16 protein-coding genes are annotated in these 16,838 nt (G+C 53.5%); 8 read left to right on the top strand and 8 right to left on the bottom strand.

The window, feature by feature from the left end:
- Positions 1-64: 64 nt before the first annotated feature.
- Positions 65-907: an ethanolamine ammonia-lyase subunit EutC gene (eutC, locus tag REH51_RS12080; protein ID WP_009724233.1), complete on the bottom strand. Its 843-nt coding sequence runs from the start codon at positions 905-907 to the stop codon at positions 65-67.
- Complete coding sequence (locus tag REH51_RS12075) at positions 900-2,315, bottom strand: ethanolamine ammonia-lyase subunit EutB (RefSeq protein ID WP_498935869.1); 1,416 nt, start codon at positions 2,313-2,315, stop codon at positions 900-902. The genes eutC and REH51_RS12075 overlap by 8 nt, the downstream gene beginning before the upstream one ends.
- A gap of 225 nt (positions 2,316-2,540) precedes the next feature.
- Here REH51_RS12075 and REH51_RS12070 point away from each other — a divergent pair, with 225 nt between their 5' ends.
- The 4 genes from REH51_RS12070 to zigA all read left to right on the top strand — a co-directional run bounded on the left by REH51_RS12070 (position 2,541) and on the right by zigA (position 5,946).
- Positions 2,541-3,485, top strand: a complete 945-nt coding sequence (locus tag REH51_RS12070) for a helix-turn-helix domain-containing protein (protein WP_498935867.1) — start codon at positions 2,541-2,543, stop codon at positions 3,483-3,485.
- A 32-nt stretch (positions 3,486-3,517) separates the two neighbouring features.
- Positions 3,518-4,132, top strand: a complete 615-nt coding sequence (locus REH51_RS12065) for a class I SAM-dependent methyltransferase (protein ID WP_009724230.1) — start codon at positions 3,518-3,520, stop codon at positions 4,130-4,132.
- Between the two features lie 186 nt (positions 4,133-4,318).
- Complete coding sequence (locus REH51_RS12060; RefSeq protein ID WP_498935865.1) at positions 4,319-4,594, top strand: TIGR03643 family protein; 276 nt, start codon at positions 4,319-4,321, stop codon at positions 4,592-4,594.
- A 125-nt stretch (positions 4,595-4,719) separates the two neighbouring features.
- Complete coding sequence (gene zigA, locus REH51_RS12055; protein WP_498935863.1) at positions 4,720-5,946, top strand: zinc metallochaperone GTPase ZigA; 1,227 nt, start codon at positions 4,720-4,722, stop codon at positions 5,944-5,946.
- On the opposite strand, the gene REH51_RS12050 is transcribed toward zigA, so the two are convergent.
- The 6 genes from REH51_RS12050 to REH51_RS12025 form a co-directional block, all read right to left on the bottom strand.
- Positions 5,917-7,959, bottom strand: coding sequence for a RecQ family ATP-dependent DNA helicase (locus REH51_RS12050; RefSeq protein ID WP_009724227.1), 2,043 nt, complete (start codon positions 7,957-7,959; stop codon positions 5,917-5,919). The genes zigA and REH51_RS12050 overlap by 30 nt on opposite strands.
- A 111-nt stretch (positions 7,960-8,070) precedes the next feature.
- Positions 8,071-9,810 carry a SulP family inorganic anion transporter gene (locus REH51_RS12045; protein ID WP_498935861.1) on the bottom strand — a complete coding sequence of 580 codons (1,740 nt, stop codon included), beginning with the start codon at positions 9,808-9,810 and terminating at the stop codon, positions 8,071-8,073.
- 53 nt (positions 9,811-9,863) lie between these two features.
- Complete coding sequence (locus tag REH51_RS12040; protein WP_009724225.1) at positions 9,864-10,292, bottom strand: protein tyrosine phosphatase family protein; 429 nt, start codon at positions 10,290-10,292, stop codon at positions 9,864-9,866.
- A 217-nt stretch (positions 10,293-10,509) separates the two neighbouring features.
- Complete coding sequence (locus REH51_RS12035; RefSeq protein WP_498935859.1) at positions 10,510-10,731, bottom strand: DUF1653 domain-containing protein; 222 nt, start codon at positions 10,729-10,731, stop codon at positions 10,510-10,512.
- Positions 10,728-11,552: a tRNA cyclic N6-threonylcarbamoyladenosine(37) synthase TcdA gene (tcdA, locus tag REH51_RS12030; protein ID WP_009724223.1), complete on the bottom strand. Its 825-nt coding sequence runs from the start codon at positions 11,550-11,552 to the stop codon at positions 10,728-10,730. Before tcdA ends, REH51_RS12035 begins: the two co-directional genes overlap by 4 nt.
- A gap of 42 nt (positions 11,553-11,594) precedes the next feature.
- A complete protein-coding gene (locus REH51_RS12025) occupies positions 11,595-12,365 on the bottom strand; it encodes a pseudouridine synthase (RefSeq protein ID WP_498935857.1) in 771 nt (256 codons plus the stop codon).
- A 219-nt stretch (positions 12,366-12,584) separates the two neighbouring features.
- On the opposite strand from REH51_RS12025, the gene sodC reads away from it, so the two are divergent.
- The 4 genes from sodC (at position 12,585) to REH51_RS12005 (ending at position 16,779) form a co-directional block, all read left to right on the top strand.
- Positions 12,585-13,118, top strand: coding sequence for a superoxide dismutase family protein (sodC, locus tag REH51_RS12020; protein ID WP_009724221.1), 534 nt, complete (start codon positions 12,585-12,587; stop codon positions 13,116-13,118).
- A 245-nt stretch (positions 13,119-13,363) separates the two neighbouring features.
- Entirely contained in the window at positions 13,364-14,845 is a 1,482-nt protein-coding gene (locus tag REH51_RS12015) for a carbon starvation CstA family protein (protein ID WP_009724220.1), read from the top strand.
- 263 nt (positions 14,846-15,108) lie between these two features.
- The gene (locus REH51_RS12010) at positions 15,109-15,921 is read left to right on the top strand and encodes an ABC transporter ATP-binding protein (protein ID WP_009724219.1); all 813 of its coding nucleotides are present in this window, start codon (positions 15,109-15,111) and stop codon (positions 15,919-15,921) included.
- Positions 15,922-16,779 (top strand): ABC transporter ATP-binding protein, encoded by an 858-nt coding sequence (locus tag REH51_RS12005; protein WP_009724218.1) that lies wholly within the window; start codon positions 15,922-15,924, stop codon positions 16,777-16,779.
- Positions 16,780-16,838 lie beyond the last annotated feature (59 nt).

Below are 16,838 nucleotides of genomic sequence, written 5' to 3'. Positions count from 1 at the left end.
GCGTTTCTATAAGTGTTGTTATTGATAGGTTGTTAATGGGTTGCTCTTAGCACGCAAGCCCCCGTTAATCGGCCACCAGGAAGTTTTGTGTTGAGCCACCCGATGCACCTTCTAATACGTTGTCCTCGCTACGATCTTTAAGTTGAACGCCGGACAGTTTTCGCTGACGGGCCTCGGTTAATAGCAACAGCAGCCGCCGCGCGCCCTCTTCCGGTTTCAGCCCTGCCGGGCGAACGTTCGAAATGCAGTTACGGCGGTCATCTTTTAAGCCCACTTCAGGTGCCCAAGTCATATACAGCCCGAGGCTATCGGGGGAACTTAAGCCTGGGCGTTCACCAATCATCACCAGCACGGCATCGGCATTAAGCAGCGCGCCAACCTCATCACCAATCGCCACGCGGCCCTGCTCGACAATGGTTAGCGGCGCGAGCTGCCACTCCCGCTGATCATGTTCAAAGGCGCGATACAGCGCAGTAAGAAACGGCGCGCTATTCTGCTGCACCGCCAGTGCGGAAAGCCCATCGACAATGACCACCGCCAAATCGAAGCGCTGGCCACTTTCCGCACATTGCTGCAACTTCGCGCGCGAGGCGTCGTTAAGACGACGGCCATAATCAGGGCGTTGCAGATACATGGCCCGGTCCACTGCGTGGCTGTGTACATGAATAGGCGCCTGGCTCAGGTTCAGCGCTGTCGTTAACTCATCGGCCAACGCGTCGCACTCAAGGGGGCAGTGAACGGCGTCCTGGGCCTGGGCATGAGCCAGCTGAAACGCCAATAGCTGATGTGTAGGCAGGCTAATACCCGCACGACCAAGCCCAATACGGGCATCGGTAAATGCCCTCAGCCGCTCCCATGGGTTCGCGATAACGATAGATGGGGACTCTTTCGATTCATTATCAGACATCGCGGGCAGCCTCCTTTGGCAGGTGGCGAAGGCTATTGGCGAAAGCGGCCGGTAATTGATCGTTTAGCCGATAGGAAGAAACGTCTTGGAAGATTTGCATCTTCGCCAGCCACTGCTCGAACTCCGGGGCGGCCTTCAACCCAAGCACCCGCCGCGCATACAGAGCATCGTGAAAGGACGTGGTCTGGTAGTTGAGCATAATGTCATCAGAACCAGGGATACCCATCACAAAGCTACAGCCCGCCACGCCTAATAGCGTTAGCAGGTTGTCCATATCATTTTGATCGGCTTCAGCGTGATTGGTGTAGCACCCGTCGCAGCCCATGGGCACGCCTAACAATTTGCCGCAGAAATGATCCTCCAGCCCCGCTCGGGTAATTTCTTTGCCGTCGTACAGATACTCGGGGCCGATAAATCCCACCACCGTATTCACCAACAACGGGTTGAACTTACGTGCCACGGCATAGGCACGGGCTTCACAGGTTTGCTGGTCCAGGCCATGATGGGCGTCAGCGGAAAGCGAACTACCTTGGCCGGTTTCGAAATACATCACATTGCGTCCGACCGTACCGCGGTTCAGCGTCTGAGCGGCCGCTTCGGCTTCCGCCAGCGTACTCAAATCAAAACCAAAACTGCGGTTGGTAGCTTCGGTACCGCCAATGGATTGAAAGACGAGATCTACAGGCGCGCCCTGCTCGATCGCTTCTAGCGTGTTGGTGACATGGGTGAGCACGCAGGATTGGGTGGGAATTTCGTATTTCTGGATGACGTCATCCATCAGGCGCATCAGCTTGATACTTTGGGCGACGTTATCGGTGGCAGGATTGATGCCAATGACTGCGTCGCCCCTGCCATACAGCAGGCCATCCAGAATACTGGCAGCAATCCCGGTCACGTCATCGGTGGGATGATTGGGCTGCAACCGTGTGGATAACCGGCCTGGCAGTCCAATAGTATTGCGAAACGCGGTCGTCACCTGACATTTCTTGGCGACCAGCATCAAATCTTGATTGCGCATCAACTTGCTAACAGCGGCGGCCATTTCAGGGGTAATGCCGAGGCGGGCCGCAGCCAACACATCACTGGTGGCGTAGTCGGACAGCAGCCAGTTACGAAAGTCCCCCACGGTCAAATGCTTCAGCGGCGCAAATGCATCAGCATCGTGCTCGTCGATGATTAAGCGGGTAATTTCATCTTGCTCGTAGGGAATCAGTACATCATTCAAAAACGTGGTAAGCGGCAGCTCCGCCAGGACCATTTGCGCCACTACCCGCTCTTCTGCTGTTTCCGCAATGACACCTGCCAAGCGGTCACCGGAACGTGGCGGCGTGGCCTTGGCCATTAATTCCGCCAAGCCATTAAAGCGATAACGGCGGCTTCCCACTGTCGTTTGATAGGTCTGCGCCATGGGACCTTCCTTTTTTATATTTAAAAGCTGACTATCTCTAAAACAACGTCGCCGAATGCGCGTTGAGGAACAAAATTTGCTTGTTTCCACAATAGCGCTATCACTTAATGGGGAGTATCGAGTTTTGGCAAACCTGTCATACTGATAAAAATTCAAACAAATACAATAAATTAGAAACAAGCAAGCAACGTGATAGCGCTTTAATCACGTTCACAGGAGTTTCTCATGACGTTGACAAGCCAAGACATTGCACCAAAAAAGTGCATGCAAGAGGCGTTTGATGCCGACGAACATGCTCAAAACCTGACCCGCTGGCAGCAGCAATACGACCAACTGAGTCCAGGGCGATTTTACGGGCGACTAGATGAAATTGAGTTACCCGCCATGCAGGTGTTTAAAGAACATACAGGGCAAGCGCTGCGCCAAGACTGCCGAGTGTGGGCTGACTCCCTATGGCTGGGAATCCCCACCCAGGCACCAGGGTCACGAATCAATGGACAGGCGTTGGAAGAGCATGAGGTGATGTGCCACCCCGGCGGTCGCGATTTTGAGCTGGTAACACCAGAGGCATTTGATATTTATGGACTGGTGATACGTATGCCGTTATTACAGGCTGGCGCCCAGCGACAAGGTGTAATACTTGATAATGAGTGGCACGCGTCACCCCGACGCCGGGTTGCGCCTGAAACACTGCATGCTGTGTCGTTTTTGCTTGAACGCTTACTCTCAAATCAGCAGGGCGCCATCGCCGAAAACGTGCATCAAGATATTTTGCTAACGGGCTTACTGGAGCTACTAAAAGCCAACCAAACAAGCCATGAATTGCCACCCAGCTATACCCATCGAAAAGCAGTGGTTGACCGGGTGAAGCGCTATGTTGATGAACACCTGGAAGGTCCGGTGACGATGGAGACACTATGCGAACTGACTCATGTCAGCAGGCGTACGCTGCAATACAGTTTTACGACTATCCTAGGTATTAGCCCGCTGCAGTTTTTACGTTTAACGCGGCTTAACCGAGTGCGCCGCGCCCTGCGCAGTGCCGAGCCCCACCAGACGGTAACTGAAATTGCCACCTACTGGGGCTTTTGGCATTTGGGGCAATTTGCTCATGATTATAAGCAGCAGTTTGGCGAAAGCCCTTCGCAGACGTTAAACACGACTTATTAAGCGCGCAAGACCGCCTATTCGAGGTAGACCCTATGGTAAATACCACCGCCTGGAACCGATTGCGCTACAGCATTTACGCGCCAATGTATGATCTGGTGGCGACTAAAGCGTTTCGTAAACCCCGCAGGAGTGCACTTAGCCAAGTCGACTGGGAACCCCGCATGCGCGTGCTGCTGGTAGGTGCTGGCACTGGCTTAGACCTGCCTTATTTACCCCGCGAATTAGAAATTCATTTGACCGATCTTACTCCCGCCATGGTGACGCGCGCCCGTGAGCGAGCGGAACATGCGCAACGTGACGTGGTATGTCGTGTGATGGATGCTGCTGCACTGGACTACCCAGATGAGCATTTTGACGTCGTTGTGATGCATCTTATTTTGGCGGTGATGCCCAATCCGGAACAGGGACTAGCCGAAGCGCACCGGGTACTGAAAAATGACGGGCAGCTCTGTGTTATGGATAAATTTCAACCCGACACCCACATTGCTGGTCCAAGTCGGCGAGCACTGAACGTCATTACTTCATTGATCGCGACCGACATCACCCGCCAGGCGACACCACTGCTTCAACAAGCAGGCTTCAACATCCGCCGCGACGAACCCGTATTGATGAATGGCCTTTTTCGCGCGCTGTTAGCAATAAAGTAGCTTACCCAACACATCTACACATCTACACATCTACACATCTACACATCTACACATCTACACATCTACACATCTACACATCTACACATCTCTCCAGAATATCAGTACAGTGAGCAACGCTCCGTCTAACACTGGTATAGTTAATGTCACCTTGTTATTTGCTCACCTCATCAACTCATAAGGTGTCTGATGCCTAAACCTGCCGTGAAACGCTTTCGTCGCTTATCCGAAGAAGAACAATCCCGCGTCATTGAAATGGCCTGGGAAGATCGCACCCCGTTTGAAGCGATCGACACTCTGTTTGACTTGAGCGAGCCAGAAGTCATCGAAGTAATGCGCCACCAGCTTAAGCCTGCCTCGTTTCGGTTATGGCGTAAACGCGTTACAGGTCGGGCGACTAAACATACGGCTTTGCGATCGCCGGATGTTTTACGGGGCTACTGCCCAACGCAATATAAGCGCTAATCCTCATTCGCACCGAAAATTCATAGGTTGCCATTTTCTAACCGGGTCTTTTTAACTGCCGACAAAGTGTTATATTATCACATAACATAAAGCCGTTTATAAAAACCCGCTTAGAGGTGCTAGCAATGACCGCGTTCTCTCCCCTGCCCGTGACCGTGCTCTCGGGTTTTCTGGGTGCCGGTAAAACTACCGTACTCAATCATATTTTGGCTAACCGCGAAGGTCGCCGTGTTGCGGTAATCGTCAACGATATGAGCGAGGTCAATATCGATGGTGCATTAGTGCGCGGCGGCCCTGGCGAATCAACGTTAGATGGCGAGGTGGCGCTAAACCGCTCTGAAGAGCGTTTGGTAGAAATGAGCAACGGCTGCATTTGCTGCACGCTGCGTGAAGACTTACTAGAAGAAGTGAGCCAACTGGCCAGGGAAGGCAAGTTCGATTATCTGGTAATTGAGTCCACCGGCATTTCCGAACCGCTACCGGTGGCAGAAACCTTCACCTTTGAAGATGAAAGCGGCCAAAGCCTTTCCCACGTTGCACGATTGGATACGCTGGTAACCGTGGTCGATGGTGCCAATTTTCTTGCCCAGTACCGCGAAGCGCAGAGTCTCGCTGAAGCCGGCGAAAGCTTGGGTGAAGACGACGAGCGTAATGTCGCTGACCTGCTGGTCGACCAGATCGAGTTTTGTGATGTGCTGCTGATCAGTAAAACGGATCTCATCAATAAAAAAGAGCTCGAGGCGTTGAAGGCGATTCTGCATTCACTGAACCCTGATGCTGAGCTGGTGCCCATTACCCAAGGCAGCGTGCCGCTAGAGAAAGTGCTTAATACAGGCAAGTTCAATTTCGAGCGCGCCCAGCAAGCCCCCGGCTGGCTAAAAGAGATGCGCGGCGAGCATGTGCCGGAAACGGAGGAGTACGGTATCGGCAGCTTTGCCTACCACGCTCGCCGCCCCTTCCACCCGCAAAAATTCCACGACCTATTGAATCAGGAGTGGTTTGGTGAGGGGCTGCTGCGCTCGAAAGGCTTTTTTTGGCTTGCTACTCGGCCACGCTTCGCAGGCCAATGGAGCCAAGCAGGTGGTATTGCTCATCACGGCCCAGCGGGCGTGTTCTGGAAAGCTATCCCAGAAGCTAACTGGCCGGAAGATCCTGAAACTCGCCAGTTCATTATGGAAAAGGGGCAGGAGCCGTTTGGCGACATGCGCCAGGAGCTGGTGTTTATCGGCCAGAACTTAGACCAAGACAACATGCGCGAAGCGCTGGACGCCTGCTTGCTAAGCGAAGCGGAGCTGCTGGAAGGCATGGAAGCCTGGAAGCAGCTACCCGATCCTTTCCCCGCTTGGGAGTAAGGTGTCGCCGCCTAAACTGGCCAAATAGCGCTCTGCCCACTGTCGCACCTCAGGATAGGCACGCTGCTCAAAGACCGCAAAGCCGTTAAGGCCGCGGGCTTTGAGTGGCGTAAAGACCGGCATGGTTAAGCCACACAGAAAATGCGCCAGCCGCTGAGCATTAGGTGGCTGGCCGAGCTTTTCGGTGTGGCGTTCAATCAGCGGTGTGGCATAGCGGATAAAATCATTATCAGACAGTGTGGTTAACGGCGGGGCATCCGGCAACCGAACTGGGTTGCCGTAGCATACCGAGCAGTGGCCACAGCGCCCCTGCTCGGTATCAAATGGCCCATCGAAGGTGGTATCCCCAAAATGCTCAGCCAATCGCCGAGTCAGGCAGCTTTCCGACTCAAACAGTGCCAGCATGGAGTGCAACCGTTCAATTTCGATTTGCTCTCGATGTAAGCACTCATTAAACAACTGGCTCGCCAGCGCCTCGACCGAAAATCCCGGCTGACAAATTTCATACACGTCGGTCATGCGTTTGCCTTCCAGGGTCAGCCAGCCTTTATCCTGAAAGTACTCAAGTGCGGTTATCACGCGAGCCCGGGAAGCATCAATCTGCTGCGCTTGCCCAGCCTGATGCAACCGCTCAAAATCTACCGTTCCCCAGGTCCGGGCAATAGCAATATTGTCAATCAATAGGCGAACAAAGGCCGCCCGCTCTCCTTCAAAACGCCCTACTAAGGCAGTAGGCTCAATGTGGTAGCGCAGCCGATACTCGGCTAAGAACGCAAAGCGCGGCGCAATAATGCCGTGCATTTCCAGCCGCACCAGCAACGTTTTTAGCGGCAGCAAACGGATATTAGTATCTCGGGAAAGTGTGTTGAGCAGCACTTCCCACTGACGATCTTGCGCTTGGCCGGCTGATGAAATTTCTTCCAGTAAGCGCAGAATACCCACGTATTCAGGCGTGTCGCCGTAAACGAAGTTCTCCAGCACCCTCAGTCCATCGCGCCCAGCGATCGTCAAGCAAGTCGAAGGCAACCCGTCGCGACCCGCTCGGCCAATTTCCTGGCTGTAATTCTCAATCGATTTGGGGAGATCAAAGTGCACGACGTTGCGGATATTGCCTTTATCAATCCCCATACCAAAGGCAATGGTAGCCACAATGCAGGGCGACTCGCCGCTCATAAACTGGCGCTGGATCTCGTCACGGCGGACTGAATCCAACCCCGCATGGTAGGCCTGGGCGGCAATCCCATGGGCCGCTAGCGCGTTTGCCACCTGCTCGGCGGTTTGCTGCAAGGTGACGTAAATAATCGTGGGCGCTTCGTTGCCAGGCGGCATTTGCGGTTTAAGCCAATCAATCAGCTGCTGCTGACGATTTTCCATCGCGGGCGCCACCAGAAGCTCTAAGTTAGCGCGGTAAAAGCCGGTGGTAATGACATTTTTCGGAACGATGGAAAACTTCTCACGCATATCCGCGATAACCGCTGGCGTGGCCGTGGCAGTCAGTAGCAGTACCTGGGGAATGGCGAAATCGCGCTGATAATCCGGCAGTTTGAGGTAATCCGGGCGGAAGTTATGTCCCCACTCAGAGAGGCAGTGTGCTTCATCAACCACTAGCAGCGATATCTGTACTTGGCGTAGAAAGTGCCGAAAACGCTCGTTCTTAAGCCGCTCCACCGACACCATGAGGATTTTCAGCTCACCGTTTTTGGCGCGCTCCATCACATCACGGGTCGTAGCGCGATCTTGGGTGGAATCAATGCTGGCCGCTGCAACACCATGGCGTGCCAGAAAAGCGAGTTGATCCTGCATCAGCGCCAGCAGCGGCGATACCACCAGCGTCAGGTGCGGAAGATGAAGTGCAGGCAGCTGATAGCAGAGCGACTTCCCTGCCCCCGTGGCAAAAATCGCTGCGGTAGAGTGCCCATCCAACACTCTAGACACCACCGCCTGCTGGCCGCCGCGGAAATCATCAAATCCGAATACTGTCTTCAGCGTCTGCTGCGGTGATAGTGAGGTCATGGCCGGTCCCTGGAGAGTCAAAAAAACGAGAGTCAACATACGTTAGCGGCTAAGCTAACGTGTTCACGTCGTTTTCTCCAATTAGTCGTCTTACCCAATTAACGGTAGCCGTTAAGAACAAGGCTGTGGCGTCTCCTTCTGCGTGGACAGAGCCAGCGCCTGCCAAGCCTCAAAGGTGGTAAAAAACCCCCGCCCCGTTAGCTCACGGTAAAGCGCCGTATTCGTTAAGCGATCCATCACAGGGCCTTTCACCTCTGCCAAATGAAGCATCGCGCCAGCATCTTTTAACCGTCCGTTAATGGCTTCTAGGCTTTCAAGCGCGGACGCATCAATCACATTCACCGCTTGGCAGGTCAGTACAATATGCTTTAACGAGGGCGAACGAGCAGCCAGCGCCATCACGGTATCTTCTAAGTAGCGAGCGTTAGCAAAGTAAAGGCTTTCATCAATGCGCAACATGGCCACGTGTTCATCGGTTTCAACGTCATGGCGCTTCACGTTGCGGAAGTGCTCGGTGCCCGGCACCCGGCCCACCACGGCACTGTGGGGCTGGCTGGTGCGGTAAAGATGTAGCCCTAACGAAAGCACAACGCCGCTGATAATACCGACCTCGACACTGTGCAGCAGGGTCAGTAGTAAGGTCGCCACCATTGCCACGCCGTCGCTGCGGGAGTATTGCCAAGTGCGCTTTACTGCAGGCAGATCAATCAATGTGCCCACGGCGACGATAATGGTAGCGGCCAATGTCGCCGTCGGCAGGAATGCCAGCAGACCAGTGAGCAACAACGTTGCAAGCACGATACCCAAGGCGGTAAATGCCCCGGCTAACGGTGTTGCCGCGCCCGCTTCAAAGTTCACTACCGAGCGTGAAAACCCACCTGACACCGGCGACCCGCCGCTGATGCCAGCACCAAAATTGGCCATTCCCAGGGCAATAAGCTCTTGATTAGGATCGATACGCTGGCGGCGCTTAGCGGCCAGCGTTTGCGCCACGGATACCGACTCCACAAAGCCTACCAAGCTGATCAGTAAGGCCGCAGGCAATAGGCCAAGCCACAACGACTGATCTAGGCTAGGCAGCGCAATGGCGGGGAAGCCGCTAGGCACAAAGCCGACCAGCCCCACACCGCGCTGATCTAGATTAAGCTGCCAAGCTAGTAGTGTGGTGACGATCACTGCCGAAATCGGCGCGGCTTTAACCATCAACCCTGAAGCGCTGGCTGAGACGCCTATAGCCATCAGCCATGTGTGTAACCGCTTGCGGCAAATCAGCAGATAGCCCCACACCCCTAAACCAATCAGCAGCGTGATGAGATTGCCCTGCTGCCACTGACTGAACAGTGCGCCCAGCAGCTCAATAACATTATGTCCCGTGGCCTCCACGCCTAGAATATGCTTGAACTGACTAATGGCGATCAAGATACCCGACGCAGTGATAAACCCAGAAATAACCGGATGGCTTAAGAAGTTGACTAAAAAGCCCAGCCGCAGAACGCCCATGGCGATCAACATCAATCCTGAAAGCGCAGCCAACACCAATGCAGCGCCAATATATTCAGGGCTGCCTGGAATGGCAAAGCTGCTTAAAGCCGACGCCGTCATTAACGCTGCCACGGCTACCGGCCCTACCGCCAAGCTGGCACTGGTACCAAAGATGGCGTAAAGCACCAGCGGTAGCATACTGGCATACAGGCCCATCTCTGGCGGCAACCCAGCCAGCAAGGCATAGGCCAGCGCCTGGGGCACCAACATTAGCGTGACGATAACGGCTGCCAGCGCATCTTTAAATAACAAAGCCTGGTTATAGCGCTGCAGCCAGCCAATCAAAGGCACCCAACGCTCTATGATCATGGGGCATACTCGTTCTGGTAATAACACTGACCACGACGAATCACATCGCCCGCTTACGCTGTCTGATTTTCGAGCCCATGACGGTGTTCTTCCAAATCAAAACCGGCTGCTTTTGCAGCGGAAAACAGTTCCGCCAGATCGCACTTCTCAGTGTGGCGCTTGGCGTAAGCCCAAAGATGGGTAGCGCGCTTACCTGACCGGCAGAACGCCAAAATGGGCCGGGGTAGCTGCTGCAACGCCTCAGCGAAAGCGGCTACATCCGCTTGGCTATACTCGCCGGGGGTCACAGGGATGTGCACCCAGTGAAGTCCGATTTCCGCTGCTTTGCGGCGATAAGCATCTTCACCTGGAAACTCAGCGCTTTCACCCGGCTTGCAGTTACAGATCACCGTTTTAAAGCCCTGTTCTTTTACTTGCTCGAGCCCTTCTACCGTGAGCTGCGAAGTAATATCGACGCCCTTCTCTAACGGTTGTGTTTGCATGCATCTCTCCTAGCGTTTCTCACTGCCGTTTTAAGCAGCAGTGCAGGCATAACATGCCATTGAAATAATGTTATAAACATAGCTTATTTTGGAATATAAGCAATAGCGCACTACAAAAACACCCGGGGCTTTGTTGAGAAAAGCCCCGGGTGGCGCATAAATACCGAAGGGAGAAACGTAACGCTATTGAGTGTTGTCGCTATTGGGGAACGCCGGATTAATTAAACACTTTTTCTAACGCAAAGCGCGGCTGTGGTTGGCTGTCTTTGTTAACGCTTTCAGTGAACATTGTAAGCGGGCGCCCCCACAGGCCGTAGTCGCCATAAAGCGCACGGTAAACTACCAGCACCTCTTCAGTTTCACTGTGCTGAGCGGTGCCCAGCACTTCGTAAAGGCTGCCTTTATAGTGGCGATATATACCAGGAACAGGCGCAGTCATTCACTTTCCTCTTGATGGGTCGTTGATGGCATGGGCTTAGCGGCTTTTTTAGCCAACCGTTCAAGCACTTTTGAGGCAGCGACAAAACCAAACGTACCAGTGACAAAGGTGGCGGCGCCAAAGCCTGAGGCGCAGTCTAAACGGGTCGCGTCACCGTTGCCGGGCTTTTGCAGGCAAACTTCACCATCAGCGCTGGGATACACTAACTGCTCATCAGAATAGACACACTCAACGGAAAAGCGCCGCTTTGGATTACGGGAAAAACCGTAATCCCTGCGCAGCCGCGAGCGCACCTTGGAAAGTAGCGGGTCGTGTTCAGTGCGCGTTAAATCTGCCACCTGAATGCGGGTAGGATCTGTCTGCCCGCCGGCAGCTCCCGTCACGGTAATCGGTAGTTTACGTCGTTTGCACCAGGCGATTAGCGCTGCCTTAGCGATGACGCTGTCAATGGCATCGACCACATGATCGGCATCATCGGGAATACGCTCGGCCAAGTTGGAGGGTGTGACAAAAGCGGTGTCAGCCACAATCTCAATCTCCGGGGCAATCAAACGACAGCGCTCAGCCAACACCGCCACCTTGGGCTGACCAATAGTACCGTCTAGCGCGTGGAGCTGGCGATTCACATTGGACACGCACACATCATCCAGATCAATCAGCGTCAGCTTGCCAATACCAGAGCGCGCCAGGGCTTCCACTGTCCAACTGCCCACACCGCCCACACCCACTACCACAACATGGGCATGGCGAAACGCCTCAGCGGCACGCTGGCCATACAGGCGACGAATGCCACCAAAGCGAAAGTCGTAATCCGAAGACATGGCAGGGTCTCTCTAATAAAAACATGGCTCGATTCGTACCAGCTACCGCTGAAGCACTGTGGGCGTGGCAATGGGTGGGGTTCGCACGCTGTCTAGCGGCAGATGCCCAACCCAGCCGAACTGCTCGAACAGGCTTCTCATGGTCTCGTCGAGTGCGCAGCTTAGCTGGATACGCTTATCGATCAACGGGTGATCAAACGCCAAATAGGTGGCAGCCAGCAGCAGACGGGGAGCATTAAGCTGATCCGCAAAAAAGCGGTTGTGGACACTTTTTCCGTGTTTGGCATCGCCAATAACCGGATAACCACGCCGAGAAAGGTGGCGACGTATCTGATGTCGCCTCCCGGTCATGGGCCGCGCTTCCACTAGCGAATAGCGCGCCACCGGATAGCGGTCTACCTGTACAGGCAGTTCAACACTATCCAGGCGGCGAATATCGGTCATCGCGGGCATAGCAGGCATCTCGGCCTTGGGCCGCGTACCATCTTCTTCCCGTAACGGGTAATCAAGGCGCTCTTGCTCCGGCGCCTTGCCCCTTACTACCGCCAGATAGCGTTTTTCTCCCTGCCGCTCGCTGAAGGCTTCACTTAACAAGGCTGCCGCCTCGGATGATAAGCCAAACACCATCACTCCAGAGGTAGGTCTATCTAACCGATGCACTGGATACACCCGTTTGCCAATTTGGTCGCGCAGACGTTGAAGCAAAAACTCTGTTTCTCCACGCGCCAGCGCCGAGCGGTGCACCAGTAACCCAGACGGCTTATGCACTGCAACAAGGTGCTCATCCTGATAAAGGATGTTCAATGGCAACATGGCACTCCCCGATAGCGGCAATTGAGATAACAAATCGCAGTGATTTGAAGCAGCGCGCTATTGTCGCGGCTTAACGGTTCAATGTCATCCGCTACTAGCGGCATCAAGAAAGCGAATAGCCCCAATACCCAATCCATTGGCAGAGTTGCTTCCAGGAAGCTACCTTAAAGTGGCAACTCGTCTTACGAGCTTCCATGGATAAGGAAAGGAGAATGCACTATGCGTTATTCACTACCGCTAACAGGTATTGCCGCGGGGCTATTGCTGGCAACCACCGCTCAGGCCAATGAGACGCTCGACGTTGAAATGCACAAGGTCAGCGCTGAAGGAATTGAACAGTCTATTGGGACTGTCGCTATTGAGCATACTGAGCACGGCGTGTTGCTTACGCCGTCGTTAACTGACCTAGAGCCCGGTGTATACGGCTTTCATGTCCACCAAAATGCCAGTTGCGAGCCTGCTGAAAACGATAGCGGCGAAATGACAGCAGCGCTGTCTGCTGGTGGTCACTACGACCCAGAAGAGTCCGACACCCACCAAGGTCCTTACGGCGACGGTCATCTGGGTGACCTACCGGTTCTCACAGTGAATGAAGATGGTGAAGCTAACCTTCCCGTGTTGGCACCGCGCTTGAGCATGGAAGATATGCCAGGACGAAGCCTGATGATTCACGCTGGCGGCGATACTTATTCAGATGATCCCCACTTAGGCGGCGGCGGTGCGCGCATGGCCTGCGGCGTCGTTGAATCGTAACGTTTAAAACTCATCATTGTGACGACTTATCGGGCAGCGTAGCGCTGCCCTTTTTTGTGTTGATGATTTCTTGTGTTGATGAAGCCTTATGTTGTTGGTTGCTCTCGCTAGCACCATAGGCAACTAAAGTCTTAAAGCGATTCTCCTGATGAGTCGGTACATTCAGCCCGGCCAAATAAGCGTGCTAACAAGTAACTCACTAGCATGCACAACCATCTTAATTCCCTTGATACTGAGTGCCCTAAATGATCACCTTCATTGTATCGATACTGCTTCTAGTCGTGGGCTACTTCACCTACGGCAAGTTTGTTGAGCGCGTGTTTGTTACTGACCGCAAGCGTCAAACACCGGCGTTTAGTATGCGTGACAATATTGACTATGTGCCGATGAACACCACGCGCAACTCACTTATTCAATTGCTTAACATTGCCGGTGTCGGCCCAATTTTTGGCCCCATTTTAGGGGCGCTTTATGGCCCGGTGGCCTTCATATGGATTGTGATTGGTTGCATCTTCGCGGGTGCCGTACATGATTACCTCACCGGTATGATCTCGATTCGCAATCACGGGGCTCATTTGCCTCAATTGGCGGGGAAGTTTCTCGGTAAAACCATGAAGCATGTGGTCAACGGCTTTGCAATTTTGCTGTTGTTACTAGTGGGCACGGTCTTTGTAACCTCGCCTGCAGCGCTACTTTCTAATATGACGTCGCTCTCTCTAACGCTGATTATTGTAGCGATTTTTGCCTACTATCTGGTTGCTACGCTGCTGCCGATTGATAAAGTCATTGGGCGTATCTACCCTTACTTTGGTGCTTTGCTGCTTTTCAGCGCAGCAGGCATTGGCATCGGTTTGGTTGTTACCGGCGCACCGATTCCAGAACTCTCTTTCCAGAACATGCATCCGGAAGGCGCGCCCATTTTTCCGCTGCTGTTCTTAACGATCTCCTGCGGTGCTCTATCAGGCTTCCATGCCACGCAAACCCCTATCATTTCGCGCACTACGCAAAACGAAACCAATGGCCGTCGAATCTTTTACGGGATGATGATTGCAGAGGGCGTGATTGCGATGATCTGGGCCGCCGCCGCCATGAGCCTATTCCAGGGTGAACAATCGCTGTCTGCTGTGTTAGCGGCTGGCGGCCCTGCCGCGGTAGTGAGCGAAGTGTCTATTTCCATGCTTGGTGCAGTAGGCGGAACGTTGGCTGTGCTAGGCGTTATTGTGCTGCCTATTACCTCAGGCGATACCGCCTTTCGCAGTGCACGGATGATTATTGCTGACTATCTAAAGGTTGAGCAGAAACCAATTATTAAGCGCATTTTGATCGCCCTGCCACTGTTTGTTGCTTCTTACGCGCTTACCCACATGGACTTCACACTGCTATGGCGCTACTTCTCCTGGGCCAACCAAACCACGGCGGTGATTGCGCTGTGGGTTGGCACCATGTACCTCGTGTTGTCGCGTAAACCTTATCTGATCACGTCGATCCCAGCCGTCTTTATGACCATGGCGACTTTTACCTATTTAGCCTACGCACCGATTGGCTTTGGCTTGCCACTGCAAACGAGCTATATCGTGGCAGCTCTGGGTACGCTGGTATGCATTGCACTCTTCATGAAGCGTGTACACCGATTAAGCCGCGCTACCTTTGCTGTTGATGAGCATGCTGATGACTTCGGTGAAGGCAAAGAGGGACAAACACAAACACTATCTACTGCTACCAAGTAAGTTATTGTTTTACTAACCTGAAGAAACAAAAGCGCTGAGCTAATCAGCGCTTTTTTTATGGGTACACCCTTCCCTTCATTTTAGCCCTGTATTTTGAAAATCTGTTTTTAAAAACTGTTTTAACAAACTGTTTTGACGACCTTTGTTAACCACATAAATACGCTTTTTAGACGCAGACTTAACGCATAGATTGATGCCCATCCAGCCAATGTTATATCATAACTAAAATATCTTATTGAGCGGTATAGCAAACGATGGTGTCAATGTGCAGCGACCCAGTGTTATCCGTGCGTGATCTGCGCATCAAAATCGGCCAGCTACAGGTTGTTGATGGACTCTCGTTTGATGTCATGCCCGGCGAGCGTGTTTGCCTCTTGGGCGCCTCTGGCTCAGGCAAATCGTTCACAGCTAAAGCAGTGCTCGGCTTGCTGCCACCCAATGCTAGAACTCAGGGAAGCATACGTATTCAAGGCCAAGAGGCGATTGCAACCCCTGCCACACAGCGGCCGAAAAACTCACGGGTGTCGATGGTGTTTCAGGATTCGCTCTCGGCACTTAATCCCTTAGTTTCTATCGGCTCCCAGCTGCGAGAACCCTTTTTGCGCCACCATGGCCTATCGCGCTCTGCCGCGAATGACGCCACAGTGGCACTACTCGCGTCACTGGACCTTCCAGACCCTCAACGGTTAATCAAGCGTACCCCAGCAGAGCTTTCTGGTGGACAGCGTCAGCGGGTATGCATTGCGTTAGCAATGGCTTGTAAAACGTCGCTAATGGTTGCCGATGAACCTACGACTGCGTTGGACGTCGTCACTCAAGCCCAGGTGCTGCGCGCCTTACATCAACATACCGACAGCTCAGCATCTGCGCTGCTATTCATTACTCATGATCTACACGCGGCAGCACAGCTATGCCAGCGGGCAGTCATTATTGAACGGGGCACGATGATCGAAAGCGGTGAGCTAGATACCCTAATCACCTCCCCGCAGCACCCCTTCACTCAAGCGCTAGTAGCGGCGGCGCATAATGTGCAACCGCCTGAAGTAGTCCCAACTGACTATTTGAAGAGTGCCTAAATGCAGAGCCATCCACTTTTCAAGTGCCAGGAAGCTTTCCTCTCAGCAAACGGGCTCTATAAAAGCGTCTCGTTACCCCGCGCTGTTTTCTGGCGGGCGGGTGAACGCAAACAAGTCATGAATAACATCAACCTGAGGCTTTATCCGGGTGAACGTGTCGGACTAGTCGGCTTGTCAGGGTCGGGGAAAACGACATTACTGCGCTCGCTGTTAGCGATTGAAGCGCCCGATACTGGTTCGATTACTTGTCTGCATAAAACGGTACGTCCCGCCTCCACGGCCAAGCTTAGATGGTACCGTCGGGCTGTTCAGTATATTCCCCAAGACCCCGGTGCCTCCCTTGACCCTCGTATGAATGTTCGTGCACTAGTGGCCGAGCCATTGATACGCCTAAACGTTGATTGCGACCCTGGAGAACGCGCCCGAGAAGCATTGGAGCAAGTCGGCTTGGATACCCAGTTTTTGGAGCGCCTGCCTCATGAACTCTCCGGCGGCCAAGCCCAACGGGTCGCCATTGCTCGCGCGATAGCCACACGCCCGCACTTTTTATTGGCCGATGAGCCACTTAGCGGCCTGGATCTACCGGTTCGCGCGCAGGTGATTAGCGTGCTCAAGCAGCTTTGTGATGAAAGTGGCACCGGACTGCTGATGGTGTCCCATGATTTATCGGTGGTCACCAAACTGTGCCAACGCACGCTGGTCATGGATGACGGCAAGATAGTTGAAGACCGCCCAACGGAAGCGCTATGGCGCACACCCCGTCACCCGACAACGCGCTCGCTAATCAATGCGGTTGCGCAACTACCCACTTGTGCGCACCCAAACTGCAATGCGGCTGAGGTAGAAGCGCTTTTATAACGCATCCGTGACGTTTTTTATTCATCTTTTCTACACGTTTTTGCTACCCGTTACTTCGA

The sequence above is a fragment of the Halomonas bluephagenesis genome, assembly GCF_054790765.1.
Note: the sequence above shows the minus strand (reverse complement) of the source record. Positions and strands in the feature narration are given on the sequence as shown.

Coding starts and splice junctions, on each gene's coding strand:
- REH51_RS12065 (WP_009724230.1), top strand. CDS start 3,518: ATGGTAAATACCACCGCCTGGAACCGATTGCGCTACAGCATTTACGCG.
- tcdA (WP_009724223.1), bottom strand. CDS start 11,552: ATGTCTTCGGATTACGACTTTCGCTTTGGTGGCATTCGTCGCCTGTAT.
- REH51_RS12005 (WP_009724218.1), top strand. CDS start 15,922: ATGCAGAGCCATCCACTTTTCAAGTGCCAGGAAGCTTTCCTCTCAGCA.
- zigA (WP_498935863.1), top strand. CDS start 4,720: ATGACCGCGTTCTCTCCCCTGCCCGTGACCGTGCTCTCGGGTTTTCTG.
- REH51_RS12045 (WP_498935861.1), bottom strand. CDS start 9,810: ATGATCATAGAGCGTTGGGTGCCTTTGATTGGCTGGCTGCAGCGCTAT.
- REH51_RS12025 (WP_498935857.1), bottom strand. CDS start 12,365: ATGTTGCCATTGAACATCCTTTATCAGGATGAGCACCTTGTTGCAGTG.
- sodC (WP_009724221.1), top strand. CDS start 12,585: ATGCGTTATTCACTACCGCTAACAGGTATTGCCGCGGGGCTATTGCTG.
- eutC (WP_009724233.1), bottom strand. CDS start 907: ATGTCTGATAATGAATCGAAAGAGTCCCCATCTATCGTTATCGCGAAC.
- REH51_RS12040 (WP_009724225.1), bottom strand. CDS start 10,292: ATGCAAACACAACCGTTAGAGAAGGGCGTCGATATTACTTCGCAGCTC.
- REH51_RS12060 (WP_498935865.1), top strand. CDS start 4,319: ATGCCTAAACCTGCCGTGAAACGCTTTCGTCGCTTATCCGAAGAAGAA.
- REH51_RS12015 (WP_009724220.1), top strand. CDS start 13,364: ATGATCACCTTCATTGTATCGATACTGCTTCTAGTCGTGGGCTACTTC.
- REH51_RS12075 (WP_498935869.1), bottom strand. CDS start 2,315: ATGGCGCAGACCTATCAAACGACAGTGGGAAGCCGCCGTTATCGCTTT.
- REH51_RS12035 (WP_498935859.1), bottom strand. CDS start 10,731: ATGACTGCGCCTGTTCCTGGTATATATCGCCACTATAAAGGCAGCCTT.
- REH51_RS12010 (WP_009724219.1), top strand. CDS start 15,109: ATGTGCAGCGACCCAGTGTTATCCGTGCGTGATCTGCGCATCAAAATC.
- REH51_RS12050 (WP_009724227.1), bottom strand. CDS start 7,959: ATGACCTCACTATCACCGCAGCAGACGCTGAAGACAGTATTCGGATTT.
- REH51_RS12070 (WP_498935867.1), top strand. CDS start 2,541: ATGACGTTGACAAGCCAAGACATTGCACCAAAAAAGTGCATGCAAGAG.